Source organism: Acidovorax sp. 99 (genome assembly GCF_003096455.1).
Lineage (GTDB): Bacteria > Pseudomonadota > Gammaproteobacteria > Burkholderiales > Burkholderiaceae_C > Acidovorax > Acidovorax delafieldii.
The window spans coordinates 2,432,418-2,447,219 of record NZ_QEKU01000001.1; the positions used below are offsets into that span (position 1 = coordinate 2,432,418).

The window sequence follows — 14,802 nt, forward strand, 5'->3', positions numbered from 1 at the left end:
CTTGCAGGGGGGCGGCTACAGCACCACTTTCACCAGCGGATGCGATGACAGCGCACGGTACAGGTCGTCCAGCTGCTCGCGGCTGGTCGCCGTGATGGTGATGGTTACTCCGAGGTAATTGCCTGCGCGGCTGTCACGCAGTTCAATGGTGGCGGCGTCGAAGGTGGGGTCAAACTGGCGGGCCAGTTCGGTCACCGCGTGCACGAACCCATCCACCTTGGCGCCCATGACCTTGATCGGGAACTTGGAGGGGTATTCGATCAGCGAGTCTTTGCGTGGATCTGTTGCCTGCGTATCGAGGCCGTTGGCGGGCGGCGGATTGGAGGATGTCATGGTGGATCGCGGTGGTAGGGATGCTGCAGTTTCAATAGCTAGGCATGCACTGTCATTGTGCGCCACGGGCTGATGAGGGTGTCTGAATTGTGTGTTTGGCGTGCGCCAGATCGGTGCATTGCGCGAGGTTTTTGGAGCGCAAAAGCCGTTGGCGCATCACCACAACAGAGCAGGCGCACACGAAACCCAAAGGCACGTTTGCGGGTTTTTGTCAGGTGCCATGGGTTTTTACTTATAATTAGAGGCTTTGTAAAAGTTGCGGTCTGTAACGCGGGCGTCATTCATCAATGAAAACATTCCCGCCAGAGACTGAAACTGAGGCTGAAGAATCTGACTTCAAGCCCCTGACGGCCCAAGAGGCGCAGCAGTGGCGCAGTCGCCATCCGCCCCTCTCGGTGTGGAAGGTGGTGGCAGGTCAGGCGCTGGTCGGAATGCTGGTGGCCCTGGTGGCCTGGGTTCTGACGGGCAGGGCGGTGGTGGGTTGGTCTGCAGCCTACGGTGCCCTGGCAGTGGTGGCTCCGGCTGCACTGTTTGCCCGCGGTGTGTTGCGCCACAAGGCGTCATCCAATCCGCGGGCTGCCATGGTGGGGTTCTTTGGGTGGGAAATCGCCAAGATCATGTTGACGGTGGCGCTGCTGGCGGCGGCACCTCGGCTGGTGCCGGGCTTGAGCTGGATTGCCTTGCTGATTGGCATGGTGGTCGCAATGAAAACGTACTGGGTGGCACTGTTGGTGCGGCCTGGTGTCCGAAAAACCGATTGATAGAGAGAAGAGTTGTCCGATGGCCGCAGAAGCGCACGCTCCGACTGCAAGTGAATACATCGTTCACCACCTGCAGCATCTTCAAAACGTCAACCAGACCAAGATCGTTGATTTCACTGTCATCAACTATGACTCGATCATCGTCGGTTTGGTTCTGGGTGCTCTCACCCTTTTGATTCTGTGGTCAGCTGCCCGTAAGGCAACCTCTGGTGTGCCTGGACGCTTCCAGGCAGCGGTCGAGATGCTGGTCGAGATGGTGGACAACCAGGCCAAGGCGAACATTCACAACGCTGAAAGCCGCAAGTTCATTGCGCCCCTGGGTCTGACGGTGTTCGTCTGGATCTTCTTGATGAACTTCATGGACATGCTGCCTGTGGACCTGCTGCCCGCCATCTGGGCGCAAATCTATGGTGCCGCCGGCCACGATCCTCACCACGCCTATCTGCGTGTTGTGCCCACGGCTGACCTGTCTACCACGCTGGGCCTCGCCTTTGCCATCCTGATCCTGCGCTTCTGGTACAGCGTCAAGATCAAGGGTGCTGGCGGCTGGGCACACGAATTGGTGTCGGCTCCTTTTGGCACCAGCAAGAATCCTATCTTCGCCCTGATCCTGGGCGTGGTGAATCTGCTCATGCAGATCATTGAATATGTCGCCAACACCGTGTCCCACGGCATGCGGTTGTTCGGCAACATGTACGCTGGCGAGCTGGTGTTCATGCTCATCGCCCTCATGGGTGGTGCTGCGGCCCTGTCGCTGTCGGGTGTGCTGCTGCCTGTGGGCCACGTCATCGCTGGCACCATCTGGACGCTGTTCCACATTTTGGTGATCTCGCTGCAAGCGTTCATTTTCATGATGCTGGCGCTGATCTACCTCGGTCAGGCGCACAACGCGCACTAAGTTTCCCTTTCGTTTTTTCTTTCCTTAACTTTTCTTTTTAACTCAGGAGTCATCATGGAAAACATTCTCGGTCTCGTCGCTCTGGCTTGTGGTCTGATCGTTGGTCTGGGCGCTATCGGCGCTTCCATCGGCATCGCCCTGATGGGTGGCAAGTTCCTCGAATCTTCGGCACGTCAGCCTGAACTGATCAACGAACTGCAAACCAAGATGTTCATCTTGGCTGGTCTGATCGACGCTGCGTTCCTGATCGGCGTGGCTATCGCTCTGCTGTTCGCTTTCGCCAACCCCTTCGTTTCCACGCTCTTGGCCAACCTGCCCAAGTAATTCCCGTTCAACGCCACTTTAGAAAGGTGTTGCCGTGAGTATCAATGCGACCCTGTTCGTTCAGGCCATCGTCTTCCTGATCCTCGTGTGGTTCACGATGAAATTCGTGTGGCCCCCGATCGCGAAGGCGCTGGATGAGCGAGCCCAGAAAATCGCCGATGGCCTCGCAGCTGCCGACCGTGCCAAATCCGAACTGACCGCTGCCAACCAGCGCGTCGAGAAGGAACTGTCACAGGCGCGCAACGAGACGGCCTCGCGTCTTGCGGACGCCGACCGTCGTGCCCAGGCCATCATCGAAGAAGCCAAGGCCCGCGCCACAGAGGAAGGCAACAAGATTGTTGCTGCTGCCCGCGCTGAAGCCGAGCAGCAGACGGTCCAAGCCCGCGAAGCCCTGCGTGAGCAGGTGGCAGCGTTGGCCGTCAAGGGTGCCGAGCAGATTCTCCGCAAGGAAGTCAATGCTGGCGTCCATGCCGACCTGCTCAACCGCCTGAAGACCGAGCTGTAAGGGGACACACATGGCTGAACTCGCCACCATTGCCCGCCCTTACGCCGATGCCTTGTTCAAGGCTGCCACTGCGGGCGCGGGCGTCGATCTGGGCAGCACCGCTGCCTGGGTGGACGAACTGGCGGCGATTGCCGCCAACCCCCAGCTGCGTCAGTTGGCGGACAACCCCAAGGTGACGGCAGACCAGGTGTTCGCTGTATTCACCGGGGTCGCCCGCTCGGCCCTGCCGGATATGGCCAAAAATTTCCTGCGCACAGTCATCGACAACGGACGCATTGATGCGCTCCCGGAAGTGGCTGCGCAGTTTCGTGCCCTCGTGAATCGTCGCAACGGATCTTCGGATGCCGTGGTGTACAGCGCATTTCCGATGGACAGTGCTGCACTGTCTGAGGTCAGCGCAGCGCTGGAAAAGCGCTTCGGCCGCAAGCTCAACCTCGCTGTGAAGCTGGATGAGTCCCTGATCGGTGGTATTCGCGTAGTGGTGGGTGACGAGGTGCTGGACACTTCGGTCAAGGCCCGTCTTGAACAAATGAAAGCGGCCCTCATCGCGTAATGCGCGGCGAGGACAGCGAACCAAAGAAAGAAGGAAAGAGTCATGCAACTCAATCCCGCAGAAATTTCTGAACTCATCAAGAGCCGCATCGAAGGTCTGGCCGCCAGCAGCGATATCCGCAACCAGGGTACCGTGGTGTCCGTGTCCGACGGTATCGTGCGCGTTCATGGCCTGTCGGACGTGATGCAGGGCGAAATGCTCGAGTTCCCCGCGACCAAGGACGGCCAGCCCTCCTACGGTCTGGCGCTGAACCTTGAGCGCGACTCCGTCGGCGCCGTGATTCTGGGCGAGTACGAGCATATCTCCGAAGGCGACACCGTGAAGTGCACGGGCCGTATTCTGGAAGTGCCAGTCGGCCCCGAACTGATCGGCCGCGTGGTGAATGCCCTGGGCCAGCCGATCGACGGCAAGGGTCCCATCAACGCCAAGCTCACCGACGTGATCGAAAAGGTTGCTCCTGGTGTGATCGCCCGTAAATCGGTGGACCAGCCTCTGCAGACCGGCCTGAAGTCCATCGACTCGATGGTGCCCGTGGGCCGTGGCCAGCGCGAGCTGATCATTGGTGACCGCCAGACCGGCAAGACGGCCGTCGCCATCGACGCCATCATTGCCCAGAAGGGTCAGGGCGTTACCTGTATCTACGTCGCTATTGGTCAGAAGGCTTCCTCGATCAAGAACGTGGTGCGCGCTCTGGAACAAGCCGGCGCCATGGAGTACACGATTGTGGTGGCCGCATCGGCTTCCGAATCGGCCGCCATGCAGTACGTGTCGGCCTACTCGGGCTGCACGATGGGCGAGTACTTCCGCGACCGCGGTGAAGACGCGCTGATCGTGTATGACGATCTGTCCAAGCAAGCCGTTGCCTACCGCCAAGTGTCCCTGCTGCTCCGCCGCCCGCCAGGCCGTGAAGCCTATCCTGGCGACGTGTTCTATCTCCACAGCCGCCTGCTCGAACGCGCAGCCCGCGTGAACGCCGACTACGTCGAAGCCTTCACCAAGGGTGAAGTCAAGGGCAAGACCGGATCGTTGACAGCACTGCCCATCATTGAGACGCAAGCTGGCGACGTGTCCGCTTTCGTGCCTACCAACGTGATTTCGATCACCGACGGTCAGATCTTTCTGGAAACCAGCCTGTTCAACGCCGGTATCCGCCCCGCTATCAACGCCGGTATCTCGGTGTCGCGCGTCGGCGGTGCAGCCCAGACCAAGCTGGTGAAGAACCTGTCCGGTGGTATCCGTACCGACTTGGCCCAGTACCGTGAACTGGCTGCGTTTGCGCAGTTTGCCTCCGATCTGGACGAAGCCACCCGCAAGCAGCTGGACCGCGGTGCTCGCGTGACCGAACTGCTCAAGCAGGCACAGTACAGCCCGCTGCCCATCTCGCTGATGGCTTCCACGCTGTTCGCTGTGAACAAGGGCTTCATGGACGACATCGACGTCAAGAAGGTGCTCGACTTCGAACACGGCCTGCACCAGTTCCTGAAGACCAGCCACGCCGCTTTGCTGGCCAAGCTGGAGCAGGCCAAGGCCATGGACAAGGACGCAGAAGCCGAATTGACCGCAGCGATCGCCGCGTTCAAGAAGTCGTTCGCTTAAACCGGACGAGGAGCCATCATGGCAGCAGGCAAGGAAATACGCGGCAAGATCAAATCGGTGGAAAACACCAAGAAGATCACCAAAGCCATGGAAATGGTGGCCGCATCCAAAATGCGCAAGGCGCAGGACCGGATGCGGGCTGCCCGCCCATACAGCGAGAAGATCCGCAACATTGCAGCCAACCTCGGCAAGGCCAACCCAGAGTACGTGCATCCGTTCATGAAAGTGAACGATGCCAAGACCGCTGGCGTCATCGTCATCACCACAGACAAGGGTCTGTGTGGCGGTATGAACACCAACGTGTTGCGTGCCGTGACGACCAAGCTGCGTGAACTGCAAGGTGCTGGCGTCTCGACCGAAGCCGTGGCGATTGGCAACAAGGGCCTGGGTTTCCTGAACCGTGTGGGCGCCAAGGTGGTTTCGCACGTGACGGGTCTGGGCGACACCCCCCACCTGGACAAGCTGATTGGCCCGGTGAAGGTGCTGCTCGATGCATACGCAGAAGGCAAGATCAACGCGGTGTACCTGAGCTACACCAAGTTCATCAACACCATGAAGCAGGAATCGGTGGTGGAGCAGTTGCTCCCCCTGTCCTCCGAGCAGATGCAGGCTGAGAAGACGGAACACGGCTGGGACTACATCTATGAGCCCGATGCGCAAAGCGTCATCGACGAGCTGCTGGTCCGTTATGTCGAGTCCCTGATCTACCAGGCGGTTGCGGAAAACATGGCGTCCGAGCAGTCGGCGCGCATGGTGGCCATGAAGGCTGCCACCGACAACGCCGGCAGCGTCATTGGCGAGTTGAAGCTGGTCTACAACAAGACGCGCCAGGCAGCGATCACGAAAGAACTTTCGGAAATCGTGGCTGGCGCCGCTGCTGTGTAAGCAGCTCAACAAACTACTTTATTGGAGCGAAAAATGGCTCAAGTGCAAGGCAAGATTGTTCAATGTATCGGCGCTGTGGTGGACGTGGAGTTCCCCCGCGACCAGATGCCCAAGATTTATGACGCCCTGAAGCTCGAAGGCTCGTCGCTGACGCTGGAAGTGCAACAGCAGTTGGGCGACGGCGTGGTGCGTACCATTGCCCTGGGTTCGTCCGACGGCCTGCGCCGCGGCATCATGGTGTCCAACACCGGCAACCCCATCACCGTGCCTGTGGGCAAGGCGACGCTGGGCCGCATCATGGACGTGCTGGGCTCGCCCATCGACGAACGCGGTCCGGTCAGCCAGGACCTGACAGCATCCATCCACCGCAAGGCCCCTGCGTACGACGAACTGTCGCCATCGCAAGAGCTGCTGGAAACCGGCATCAAGGTGATCGACCTGGTGTGCCCGTTCGCCAAGGGCGGCAAGGTGGGTCTGTTCGGCGGCGCCGGCGTGGGCAAGACCGTGAACATGATGGAACTCATCAACAACATCGCCAAGGCCCACAGTGGTCTGTCGGTGTTCGCTGGTGTGGGCGAGCGTACCCGTGAAGGGAACGACTTCTATCACGAAATGGCCGATTCCGGCGTGGTGAACCTCGAGAAGCTCGAAGACTCGAAGGTCGCCATGGTGTACGGCCAGATGAATGAGCCCCCAGGCAACCGTCTGCGCGTGGCCCTGACCGGCCTGACCATCGCGGAATCCTTCCGTGACGAAGGCCGTGACGTGCTGTTCTTCGTGGACAACATCTACCGCTACACGCTGGCCGGTACCGAAGTGTCCGCTCTGCTGGGCCGTATGCCTTCCGCCGTGGGCTACCAGCCTACGCTGGCCGAAGAAATGGGCCGCCTGCAAGAGCGTATTACGTCCACCAAGGTCGGTTCGATCACTTCCATCCAGGCCGTGTATGTGCCAGCGGATGACTTGACCGACCCATCGCCTGCCACGACGTTTGCTCACTTGGACTCCACCGTGGTGTTGTCGCGTGACATCGCTTCGCTGGGTATCTATCCCGCCGTGGATCCTCTGGACTCCACCAGCCGCCAGCTGGACCCGAACGTGGTGGGCGAAGACCACTACACCACGGCCCGCGCCGTGCAAGGTACGCTGCAACGCTACAAGGAACTGCGCGACATCATCGCCATCCTGGGCATGGACGAACTGGCTCCTGAAGACAAGCTGGCCGTGGCCCGCGCTCGCAAGATCCAGCGTTTCCTGTCGCAGCCTTTCCACGTGGCCGAAGTGTTCACGGGTTCGCCAGGCAAGTACGTTCCCCTGTCGGAAACCATCCGCGGTTTCAAGATGATCGTGAACGGCGAGTGCGACCACCTGCCAGAGCAAGCGTTCTACATGGTGGGCACCATTGACGAAGCCTTCGAAAAGGCCAAGAAGGTGGCCTGATGAGCCGTCGGCCGGGCAGCCCATGGCAGCGCGGCCTTCAGCAATCAAGCAACCCACCTTTTCCTAGGAGCAATGATGAACACCATCCACGTTGATGTGGTCAGTGCCGAAGAGTCCATCTTCTCCGGTGAAGCGCGTTTTGTCGCTCTGCCCGGCGAAGCTGGTGAACTGGGCATCTACCCCCGCCACACCCCGCTGATCACCCGCATCAAGCCGGGCTCGGTGCGCATCGAAATGGCTGACGGTGGCGAAGAGTTCGTTTTCGTGGCCGGTGGCATTCTGGAAGTGCAACCCAACTGCGTGACCGTGCTGTCCGACACCGCCATCCGTGGCAAGGACCTGGACGACGAGAAGGCCAACGCAGCCAAGTCTGCAGCCGAAGAAGCGCTCAAGAACGCCAAGAGCGACATCGATCTGGCCAAGGCACAGTCCGAGCTGGCTGTTATGGCCGCACAGATCGCGGCACTGCGCAAGTTCCGCCAGAAGAAGTAAGCTTTTGCGAGCACTCTTGTGCGGCAAAAAACCCGGCAATGCCGGGTTTTTTTATTTCTGCGCCGTGTGGATGCCCTCCAGCATTGGCCTTGCCATGATGCATACGTTCCCCCCAGCCGTGGATTGCCATGAGTTCCGTTTGATGTGGATGGTCGGTGACTTTTAGCGCTGCTCCGGCACGAAACGGCTGCCCGCCAGACTAAAAAAAGGCCGGGGCCCCTCACAGGGCCCCGGCCTTTTGCATTGGCGATTTTCACAAAGCCCTCATGCAGTCCGCATGGGGCCTTTGGCAATTACATCGCGTTGCCGATTTCGCCAGAAGAGATCTGGCCCGTGCGCAGGGCTTCAGCAGCCTGGGCACGCACAGCAGCACGGTCAGCCGTGGACTTGTAAGTCACCACACGCGAACCAGCGGGTTCGATGGAGCGGGTCTGGGCCACGGTAGCGGCTTCGGCGGCCACTTCAGCGCGGGTGCGGTTGGTTTCGAACTTGGTGGCGAACTGCGAAGCATCGGCTTCATCAGCGTGGGCACCAAAAGCGGCAAAAGCGGCGACAGCAGCAACGGACAGGAAACGGACAGACTTGTTCATGGTGAAACTCCGGAAAATTCTAAAAAGAGGACTTGGGTACTGAGAGATACGGCGCAACCAGGGCGGCAGATTCAGCCGCCCCTGGTGAATCAGCCGCGCTCACCCGAAGAAATCTGGCCAGTGCGCACTGCTTCAGCAGCCTGGGCACGCACAGCAGCGCGGTCAGCCGTGGACTTGTAGGTCACCACACGCGAACCAGCGGGTTCGATCGAGCGGGTCTGGGCCACGGTAGCGGCTTCGGCAGCCACTTCAGCGCGGGTGCGGTTGGTTTCAAACTTGGTGGCGAACTGCGAAGCATCGGCTTCGTCAGCCTGGGCGCCAAAAGAAGCGAAAGCGGCGACAGCGGCGATAGACAGGAAACGTGCGGTGTTGTTCATGATGGAAATCCTTGAAGTTAAAGAAGCGGCTCAAAAAAACCGGGACAAAGCGCCAAAAACAAAGAAAGCTACTTGGGACCGGGTTCGGTGAGTCGCCTTGCGGGTTCGGCTCATCGATGGGATGAACTGTACGCCGGTGGGGTGCAGAGAAAAACCACCGGGTCGCGAACTAACTGTTCCAGTATTGGAAACAATGAAGATGGGATGAGGGCCAGTCCGTTGGCTTGGGGCACTGGTTCGGTCGGAGATAGTTACCTGCTGATGGATAACCCGGGTACATATTCAGGACGGTTGCAGAGTGCAGGGCTGCAGAGCTGTAGAGCCGAAGGGGTGTGACGGGCGCACCTGCGCAGAGTCAGCGGGTTAGCTCCGCAATGTGGCCTGCTGGGGCTGGATGTGGGGTGTTCAATTCAATGCCCATGGAAAGCAGTTTGCGGCTGAACTGCACGTGCCGTCAGGCTGAGCCGCAGCCCGCCCATACACACAATGGCCGTCCTCTGGGCGCTCTGATGCGCGTCGCCTTGTAGATGCGCGGGATGGCTGCCAGCCGGTATTCAGCGCACGAGCGGCGCGTCGGGTAGCTCGTTGACGGAGGGCGAATCAGTGGCGCGCGGAAAGTGCTCCGCCAGCAGGGCGCCTACCGCGCCCACGGCCTGTGCCAGGCCTTCTTCGTAGTGGCCTTGCTGAAACTGGGCCGTCATCTTCGTCGCCATCTCCTGCCATGCGGTCGGTGGGACATGCCGTGCCAGGCCCCGGTCGGCAACGATCTCGAACGCATGTTCCGGCATCAGCAGGTAGATCAGCACGCCGTTGTTGTGTTCGGTGTCCCACACGCGGTGTTTGCTGAACAGCATCAGCGCGCGTTCGCGTGCATTGGCGTGACGGCGCAGGTAGCTCCAGGGGAGCCCCGCTTCCGCCACGATGCGAATCTGCCCGGTGTGCTGCCGCTCGCTGGCGGCGACCTGCGCGCCGAGGCGCTGCAGTGCTTGCAACGGGATGGCGGATCGGCCGAAGGCGTCGTGCCAGCGATGGTGGACGAGCCTCCAGATGGAACGCCATAGCGTGTGCGTTGGTTGCCCGCTGTTCTCAACACCCATCACCAGTCCCCCGATGCACCGCCGCCACCAAAATCGCCCCCGCCGCCGGAACTGAAGCCGCCGCTGTCACTGCTGCTGCTGAATCCGCCCGAGCTGCCGCTGCTCCAGCCCCCGGAACCTCCGCCGCCATGCCCCAGGCTGATGGGGCCGCTGCTGCCGCCAAAAAGCCAGGTGTAGAGCAGCGCAATGATGCCCGCGCCCACCGACAGCAGCAGGCTGGAGGTGAACACAAACGCCAGGGCGCCTACGCCGCCTCCTACCGCCAGTCCGCCCAGCGCAGCCCCCAAGAGGCTGCGAGCCAACGGGCCGGCCACCATGACGCCAAAAAACAGGAAGATGGCAAAGTCCGTCCAGTCGAACAGACCATGACTGCTGCCCCCAGCGGGGGGGGCGGACGTCTCTGCCGGGGCGGGCAGGGCTTCGCCCGCGATGCGCGCGCCGATCTGCGTGACCGCAGCGCTCAGACCGCCAGCAAAGTCGCCTTGCTGAAAGCGGGGCTTCATCGCGCCGTCGATGATGCGTGCTGCTGCGATGTCGGGGATGGCACCTTCCAGAGACTTGGCAACCTCGATGCGCATCTTGCGGTCGTTCTTGGCCACCAGGACCAGCACACCATCACCCACGTCGCGGCGCCCGATCTTCCACTGGTTGCCGACGCGGTTGGCATAGGCGGCAATGTCTTCTGGTGCGGTGGTGGGCACCATCAGCACCACGACCTGCGAGCCGCGCGACTTTTCGAGGGCGACGAGCTGGCCCTCGAGCGCCTGAGTGTCATTGGCGCTGAGCGTGCCCGTGTGATCAATGACGTGGCCGGTCAGCGGGGGCACAGCCAGCGGCTGCGATTGGGCCCAGCCAAAGATAGGCCATGCAGCTATAAAAAATATAGCTATCAGGGCATATCGAATAGGCGCTAGCAGCATATTCAGCTCACGTCAGGCCCTGCAAGGAGTTGTTCAGGGCTTGGCCTTGGATGCGGAGAAGTCCACCGTGGGCGGCACGGAAATCTGCGCCTCGTTGGCCACGGTAAAGCTGGGCTTGGGGGCGTAGCTGAAGGCCATGGCCGTGAGGTTGGTGGGGAAGCTGCGGGCCAGCACGTTGTACTCCTGCACGGTCTGGATGTAGCGGTTGCGGGCCACGGTGATGCGGTTTTCGGTGCCTTCCAGCGTCACCCGCAGGTCGCGAAAGCCCTGGTTGGCCTGCAAGGTGGGGTAGCGCTCGGACACGACCATCAGGCGCGACAGGGCGCTGGACAACTCTCCCTGGGCCTGCTGGAACTTGCTGAAAGCCTCGGGGTTGTTCAGCGTCTCGGGCGTGACCTGGATGGCCGTGGCCTTGGCGCGGGCCTCGACCACCTTGGTCAGCGTTTCCTGTTCAAAGTTGGCCTCGCCCTTCACGGTGGCGACGATGTTGGGCACCAGGTCGGCACGGCGCTGGTACTGGTTGAGCACTTCGCTCCAGGCGGCCTTCGATTGCTCGTCCAGGCGCTGGAAGTCGTTGTAGCCGCAGCCGCTCAGCGTGAGCGTGGCGGCGAGCAAGGTGAGGAGGGCAAGTAGACGTTGGATCATCATGATGGTGGAGTCCGCCGATGGAGAAATGGGATGACTGTGCCAGAAACCGGAGGGCGCCAGTCCGCAAACTGGTCGCCGACCAGCGATGGTGGGCCCCCGCCCGAGCGCGTACAAAATCGGTAGGCAGCCAGGCATTGCACCGCCGCCGCACAATAGCAGGCTGGCGTTGTACCTGTCACGCCGTTCCGACCCACTTACCACCAGAATCCACATGCCCCGCGCCCGATCAAAAGCAGCCACCCTGGGTGGCTCTTCGGATGAAACCGAAACCGCGTTTTATGAGGCGCTGCAGCGCGGTGACATCGAGCTGCTGATGTCGTGCTGGGCGGACGATGACGAGATTGTCTGTGTGCACCCGGGCGGGCCGCGCCTGCTGGGGCCCGCCGCCATCCGTGCCGCGTTCGAGGCCATGTTCTCCCATGGCACGGTGCGTGCCCGGCCGGCGCAGGTGCACCGCGTGGTGGCGCTGTCGAGTGCCGTGCACAGCGTGGTCGAGCAGGTCGAGGTGATGCTGCCTGACGGCCTGCACCAGGCCGTGGTCATGGCGACCAACGTGTACCACAAGACCCCCGAAGGCTGGCGCATGGTGGCCCACCACGCCAGCCCGGGCGTGGCGCCCGACGCCCAGGTGGATGTGCTGGCGCAGCGCCCCGTTCTGCATTGAGAGGCTCCTGCGTGAAGATTTTGGGTCCAATTGGCTGTATGCGCCGACAACATATGCCTTGGCAGCTATGAAATACATAGCGCCCCGCTGGCTCCCTGGTGGTCAGTTGCAAACGATCTGGCCCGCGCTGTACGCACGCCGTGTGTTCGGCCCGCGTCCCGAGTACCGCCGTGAGCGCTGGGACACCCCCGACGGCGATTTTGTCAATGTGGACTTTCTCCAGGACGGTGTGGTGGCTGACGCTCCCAGGCCGCTGCTGGTGGTGTTCCACGGGCTGGAGGGCTCATCACGCAGCCATTACTGCGAAGCCTTTGCCGACCTGGCCCGCGAGCGCGGCTGGGCCTGCGCGCTGCCGCACTTTCGCGGCTGCAGCGGGGAGATCAACCGTGCCCCGCGCGCCTACCACTCGGGCGACCATGCGGAGATCGGCTGGATGCTGCAGCAGCTGCGTGTGCACCACCAGGGGCCGCTGATGGCGGTAGGAGTGTCACTGGGCGGCAATGCCCTGCTGCGCTGGGCCGCCGAAGTGGGCACTGACGCTGCGCGCAGCGCGGATGCGGTGGCGGCCGTGTGCTCGCCCATCGACCTGGCGGCGGGCGGCCATGCCATTGGGCGCGGCTTCAACCGGCTGGTGTACACGCGCATGTTCATGCGCACCCTGGTGCCCAAGGCACTGCAGAAGCTGGCCCAGCACCCGGGGCTGTTTGACCGGCAGGCGCTGCTGGCCGCGCGGGACCTGTACGCGTTCGACAACGTGTTCACCGCGCCGGTCCACGGATTCCGTAATACCGAGGACTACTGGCTGCGCGCGTCGGCCAAGCCGCTGCTGCATCGCATCCGTATTCCGGCGCTGGTGGTGAACGCGCGCAATGACCCCTTTGTGCCCGCTGGCAGCCTACCGGGCGTGCGTGAGGTGGGACGCCATGTGACGCTCTGGCAGCCGCCGCATGGCGGGCATGTGGGGTTCCCGCGCGGCTTGCCACCGGGGCACGTGCGTGCCATGCCCGACGCCGTGGGAGGGTGGCTGGCCGAGCACAGTGGGGCGCTGGCGCTGCACGGCGCACAATCCGCCCATGGATGACATCGTCAAACAGGCACTGGCCAAATGGCCCAACGTGCCCGACTGCTACGGCTGGCTGGGCCTGGATGCGCGCGGCCACTGGTATCTGCGCGACGACGCGGTGCAGGCAGCAGGTACGTTTCCGCACAGCAAAGGGTCGTTGCTGCAGCACGACAAGCTCATCGCGTTCATAGCCCGCAACTACGAGCACGACGACCAGGGTCAGTGGTTCTTTCAAAACGGCCCCCAGCGCGTGTATGTCGAACTGGAGGCCACGCCCTGGGTCTGGCGTCTGCAGCCGCAAGACCTCCGCGCCATCAGCCATACGGGCCGGGAGGCGTCGGTCCGCCACTGCCTGCTGGACGAGCAGGGCCGTGTGTACCTGGAGACAGACCTGGGCCTGGGGCTGGTGCACACGCTGGATGTGGCACTGGCTGCGGAGGCTGTGACCGACGGACGCTGGACGCCGCAGGACGTGCAGGCGCAGGACCTTCCGGTACGCTACGGGTATGTCTGCAGTCCGCGCGCCCGGTCGCAAGCCGGTGCCCCTCCGCCAACCTGAAGCTCCGCCCCACCGCCTTCAACCGGAGTTGCAGGCACTCAGAGCGGTTCACAACGGCACTGAATAACCTGCTAGACGAAAAAAAAGCCGGTCGCAAGGACCGGCTTTCTGGGTGGGGTTCTACCCCGCCCGCGCAGGGTGAGGCGCTGCCCTACTTGGCGGCGGCTGCCATGAACTCCACTGCGGCGCGCAGATCGGCGTCAGAGGCTTGTGTACCACCACGGGGAGGCATGGCGCCCTTGCCCTTGGCGACACTGGTGTACAGCGCATCGATGCCTGCGGGCAGGCGAGCGGCCCAGGCGGCCTTGTCACCAAACTTGGGAGCACCGGCCACACCGGCAGCGTGGCACACCTGGCAAGCCTGCTTGTACAGAGCCTCGCCAGCGCCTGCTGCGGCGGCTGCAGGTGCGGCAGCTACCGCTACAGCGGGCGCAGCAGCTGCAGGGGCTGCTGCGGGTGCTGGTGCAGGAGCGGCGGCTGGCGCTGCGTCTGCCTGAGCGGCTGGGGCAGCGGCTGCGGGAGCAGCAGGTTCGGCAAACTTGGCCCCACCCGCATTGGCCATGTAGGCCACAGCGCGAGCGATTTCGGTGTCGTTGAAGTCGCCGCCACCTTGGGGTGCCATGGCGCCCTTGCCCTTCAGGGCCGACTGCACCAGGGCTTCAAACCCGGTGCCAATGCGCGCAGCCCAGGCGGCTGCATCGCCAAACTTGGGGGCACCTGCAGCGCCGGAGGCATGGCAGGCGGAGCACTGGGCCTTGAACACCTCTTCGCCACTCTTGAGGGGGCGATTGGCGTCGCGCACTTCGACCATGCCGATCTTCTGGATGCGTTCGGCGATGGCCTTTTCGGGGTTGACGGCACCGGCAGCGGGCTTGTCCGCCGACGTCACATACAGGACCAAGCCAATGATGGCAAAGATCGGAACTACAAACGAGAAAAGTACCGCGACCAGCAACTGCTTGGGGTTCTTGATCGGGCCGGTATGGGCTTCTTCGTGGTGGTTGTCGCTCATGTCGTCCTCAGGTGTATCGGGGGCTTCGGTGTAATCAACCTTAAATTATATCTGCGGGGATGGTTATTCCGATCCCCGCTTGATG

19 protein-coding genes are annotated in these 14,802 nt (G+C 62.2%); 12 read left to right on the top strand and 7 right to left on the bottom strand.

All coding sequences use genetic code 11. From position 1 onward, the window contains the following. Positions 1 to 15: 15 nt before the first annotated feature. Entirely contained in the window at positions 16 to 333 is a 318-nt protein-coding gene (locus C8C95_RS11445; RefSeq protein WP_056058869.1) for a DUF493 family protein, read from the bottom strand. A gap of 287 nt (positions 334 to 620) precedes the next feature. On the opposite strand from C8C95_RS11445, the gene C8C95_RS11450 reads away from it, so the two are divergent. The 9 genes from C8C95_RS11450 to C8C95_RS11490 all read left to right on the top strand — a co-directional run bounded on the left by C8C95_RS11450 (position 621) and on the right by C8C95_RS11490 (position 7,787). Beyond that, complete coding sequence (locus C8C95_RS11450) at positions 621 to 1,094, top strand: ATP synthase subunit I (RefSeq protein ID WP_116748671.1); 474 nt, start codon at positions 621 to 623, stop codon at positions 1,092 to 1,094. Between the two features lie 19 nt (positions 1,095 to 1,113). After that, complete coding sequence (gene atpB / locus C8C95_RS11455; protein ID WP_010467223.1) at positions 1,114 to 1,992, top strand: F0F1 ATP synthase subunit A; 879 nt, start codon at positions 1,114 to 1,116, stop codon at positions 1,990 to 1,992. 54 nt (positions 1,993 to 2,046) lie between these two features. Beyond that, on the top strand, positions 2,047 to 2,316 hold the full coding sequence (gene atpE / locus C8C95_RS11460; RefSeq protein ID WP_015012210.1) for a F0F1 ATP synthase subunit C: 270 nt from the start codon (positions 2,047 to 2,049) through the stop codon (positions 2,314 to 2,316). A 34-nt stretch (positions 2,317 to 2,350) separates the two neighbouring features. Next, positions 2,351 to 2,821 (top strand): F0F1 ATP synthase subunit B, encoded by a 471-nt coding sequence (locus C8C95_RS11465; protein ID WP_056058864.1) that lies wholly within the window; start codon positions 2,351 to 2,353, stop codon positions 2,819 to 2,821. A gap of 10 nt (positions 2,822 to 2,831) precedes the next feature. Then, on the top strand, positions 2,832 to 3,374 hold the full coding sequence (locus C8C95_RS11470) for a F0F1 ATP synthase subunit delta (protein WP_116748672.1): 543 nt from the start codon (positions 2,832 to 2,834) through the stop codon (positions 3,372 to 3,374). A gap of 42 nt (positions 3,375 to 3,416) precedes the next feature. Then, complete coding sequence (gene atpA, locus C8C95_RS11475) at positions 3,417 to 4,970, top strand: F0F1 ATP synthase subunit alpha (protein WP_056058856.1); 1,554 nt, start codon at positions 3,417 to 3,419, stop codon at positions 4,968 to 4,970. An 18-nt stretch (positions 4,971 to 4,988) separates the two neighbouring features. Then, complete coding sequence (atpG, locus tag C8C95_RS11480) at positions 4,989 to 5,855, top strand: F0F1 ATP synthase subunit gamma (protein ID WP_056058853.1); 867 nt, start codon at positions 4,989 to 4,991, stop codon at positions 5,853 to 5,855. A gap of 33 nt (positions 5,856 to 5,888) precedes the next feature. Next, positions 5,889 to 7,295, top strand: coding sequence for a F0F1 ATP synthase subunit beta (gene atpD, locus C8C95_RS11485; RefSeq protein WP_116748673.1), 1,407 nt, complete (start codon positions 5,889 to 5,891; stop codon positions 7,293 to 7,295). 75 nt (positions 7,296 to 7,370) lie between these two features. Then, complete coding sequence (locus C8C95_RS11490; RefSeq protein ID WP_015012216.1) at positions 7,371 to 7,787, top strand: F0F1 ATP synthase subunit epsilon; 417 nt, start codon at positions 7,371 to 7,373, stop codon at positions 7,785 to 7,787. Positions 7,788 to 8,080: 293 nt separating this feature from the next. Here the strand turns inward: C8C95_RS11490 and C8C95_RS11495 are convergent, their stop codons facing one another. From C8C95_RS11495 to C8C95_RS11515, 5 genes are all read right to left on the bottom strand, one after another. Continuing rightward, entirely contained in the window at positions 8,081 to 8,377 is a 297-nt protein-coding gene (locus C8C95_RS11495) for a hypothetical protein (protein ID WP_056062211.1), read from the bottom strand. A gap of 89 nt (positions 8,378 to 8,466) precedes the next feature. After that, the gene (locus C8C95_RS11500) at positions 8,467 to 8,754 is read right to left on the bottom strand and encodes a hypothetical protein (protein WP_056746105.1); all 288 of its coding nucleotides are present in this window, start codon (positions 8,752 to 8,754) and stop codon (positions 8,467 to 8,469) included. A gap of 554 nt (positions 8,755 to 9,308) precedes the next feature. Beyond that, the gene (locus tag C8C95_RS11505) at positions 9,309 to 9,746 is read right to left on the bottom strand and encodes a TPM domain-containing protein (RefSeq protein ID WP_347707485.1); all 438 of its coding nucleotides are present in this window, start codon (positions 9,744 to 9,746) and stop codon (positions 9,309 to 9,311) included. 104 nt (positions 9,747 to 9,850) lie between these two features. After that, positions 9,851 to 10,771 carry a TPM domain-containing protein gene (locus C8C95_RS11510; RefSeq protein WP_116748675.1) on the bottom strand — a complete coding sequence of 307 codons (921 nt, stop codon included), beginning with the start codon at positions 10,769 to 10,771 and terminating at the stop codon, positions 9,851 to 9,853. A gap of 33 nt (positions 10,772 to 10,804) precedes the next feature. After that, complete coding sequence (locus C8C95_RS11515; RefSeq protein WP_056744158.1) at positions 10,805 to 11,416, bottom strand: LemA family protein; 612 nt, start codon at positions 11,414 to 11,416, stop codon at positions 10,805 to 10,807. 214 nt (positions 11,417 to 11,630) lie between these two features. Between C8C95_RS11515 and C8C95_RS11520 the strand changes: the two genes are divergently transcribed. The 3 genes from C8C95_RS11520 (at position 11,631) to C8C95_RS11530 (ending at position 13,705) form a co-directional block, all read left to right on the top strand. Next, positions 11,631 to 12,083, top strand: a complete 453-nt coding sequence (locus C8C95_RS11520; RefSeq protein ID WP_056059073.1) for a nuclear transport factor 2 family protein — start codon at positions 11,631 to 11,633, stop codon at positions 12,081 to 12,083. Between the two features lie 67 nt (positions 12,084 to 12,150). Next, a complete protein-coding gene (locus C8C95_RS11525; RefSeq protein WP_116748676.1) occupies positions 12,151 to 13,164 on the top strand; it encodes an alpha/beta fold hydrolase in 1,014 nt (337 codons plus the stop codon). Beyond that, positions 13,157 to 13,705 carry a DUF2946 family protein gene (locus tag C8C95_RS11530; protein WP_116748677.1) on the top strand — a complete coding sequence of 183 codons (549 nt, stop codon included), beginning with the start codon at positions 13,157 to 13,159 and terminating at the stop codon, positions 13,703 to 13,705. Before C8C95_RS11525 ends, C8C95_RS11530 begins: the two co-directional genes overlap by 8 nt. Positions 13,706 to 13,856: 151 nt before the next feature. Here C8C95_RS11530 and C8C95_RS11535 read toward each other — a convergent pair whose 3' ends face one another. Continuing rightward, the gene (locus tag C8C95_RS11535; protein WP_015012225.1) at positions 13,857 to 14,717 is read right to left on the bottom strand and encodes a c-type cytochrome; all 861 of its coding nucleotides are present in this window, start codon (positions 14,715 to 14,717) and stop codon (positions 13,857 to 13,859) included. Positions 14,718 to 14,802: the final 85 nt, after the last annotated feature.

Bases quoted from the DNA above. Each gene is read 5' to 3' on its own strand.
- C8C95_RS11515 (WP_056744158.1), bottom strand. From the start codon at position 11,416: ATGATCCAACGTCTACTTGCCCTCCTCACCTTGCTCGCCGCCACGCTC.
- C8C95_RS11530 (WP_116748677.1), top strand. From the start codon at position 13,157: ATGGATGACATCGTCAAACAGGCACTGGCCAAATGGCCCAACGTGCCC.
- C8C95_RS11445 (WP_056058869.1), bottom strand. From the start codon at position 333: ATGACATCCTCCAATCCGCCGCCCGCCAACGGCCTCGATACGCAGGCA.
- atpB (WP_010467223.1), top strand. From the start codon at position 1,114: ATGGCCGCAGAAGCGCACGCTCCGACTGCAAGTGAATACATCGTTCAC.
- C8C95_RS11495 (WP_056062211.1), bottom strand. From the start codon at position 8,377: ATGAACAAGTCTGTCCGTTTCCTGTCCGTTGCTGCTGTCGCCGCTTTT.
- C8C95_RS11535 (WP_015012225.1), bottom strand. From the start codon at position 14,717: ATGAGCGACAACCACCACGAAGAAGCCCATACCGGCCCGATCAAGAAC.
- atpE (WP_015012210.1), top strand. From the start codon at position 2,047: ATGGAAAACATTCTCGGTCTCGTCGCTCTGGCTTGTGGTCTGATCGTT.
- C8C95_RS11525 (WP_116748676.1), top strand. From the start codon at position 12,151: ATGAAATACATAGCGCCCCGCTGGCTCCCTGGTGGTCAGTTGCAAACG.
- C8C95_RS11490 (WP_015012216.1), top strand. From the start codon at position 7,371: ATGAACACCATCCACGTTGATGTGGTCAGTGCCGAAGAGTCCATCTTC.
- atpD (WP_116748673.1), top strand. From the start codon at position 5,889: ATGGCTCAAGTGCAAGGCAAGATTGTTCAATGTATCGGCGCTGTGGTG.
- atpA (WP_056058856.1), top strand. From the start codon at position 3,417: ATGCAACTCAATCCCGCAGAAATTTCTGAACTCATCAAGAGCCGCATC.
- C8C95_RS11500 (WP_056746105.1), bottom strand. From the start codon at position 8,754: ATGAACAACACCGCACGTTTCCTGTCTATCGCCGCTGTCGCCGCTTTC.
- C8C95_RS11450 (WP_116748671.1), top strand. From the start codon at position 621: ATGAAAACATTCCCGCCAGAGACTGAAACTGAGGCTGAAGAATCTGAC.
- C8C95_RS11470 (WP_116748672.1), top strand. From the start codon at position 2,832: ATGGCTGAACTCGCCACCATTGCCCGCCCTTACGCCGATGCCTTGTTC.
- C8C95_RS11510 (WP_116748675.1), bottom strand. From the start codon at position 10,771: ATGCTGCTAGCGCCTATTCGATATGCCCTGATAGCTATATTTTTTATA.
- atpG (WP_056058853.1), top strand. From the start codon at position 4,989: ATGGCAGCAGGCAAGGAAATACGCGGCAAGATCAAATCGGTGGAAAAC.
- C8C95_RS11520 (WP_056059073.1), top strand. From the start codon at position 11,631: ATGCCCCGCGCCCGATCAAAAGCAGCCACCCTGGGTGGCTCTTCGGAT.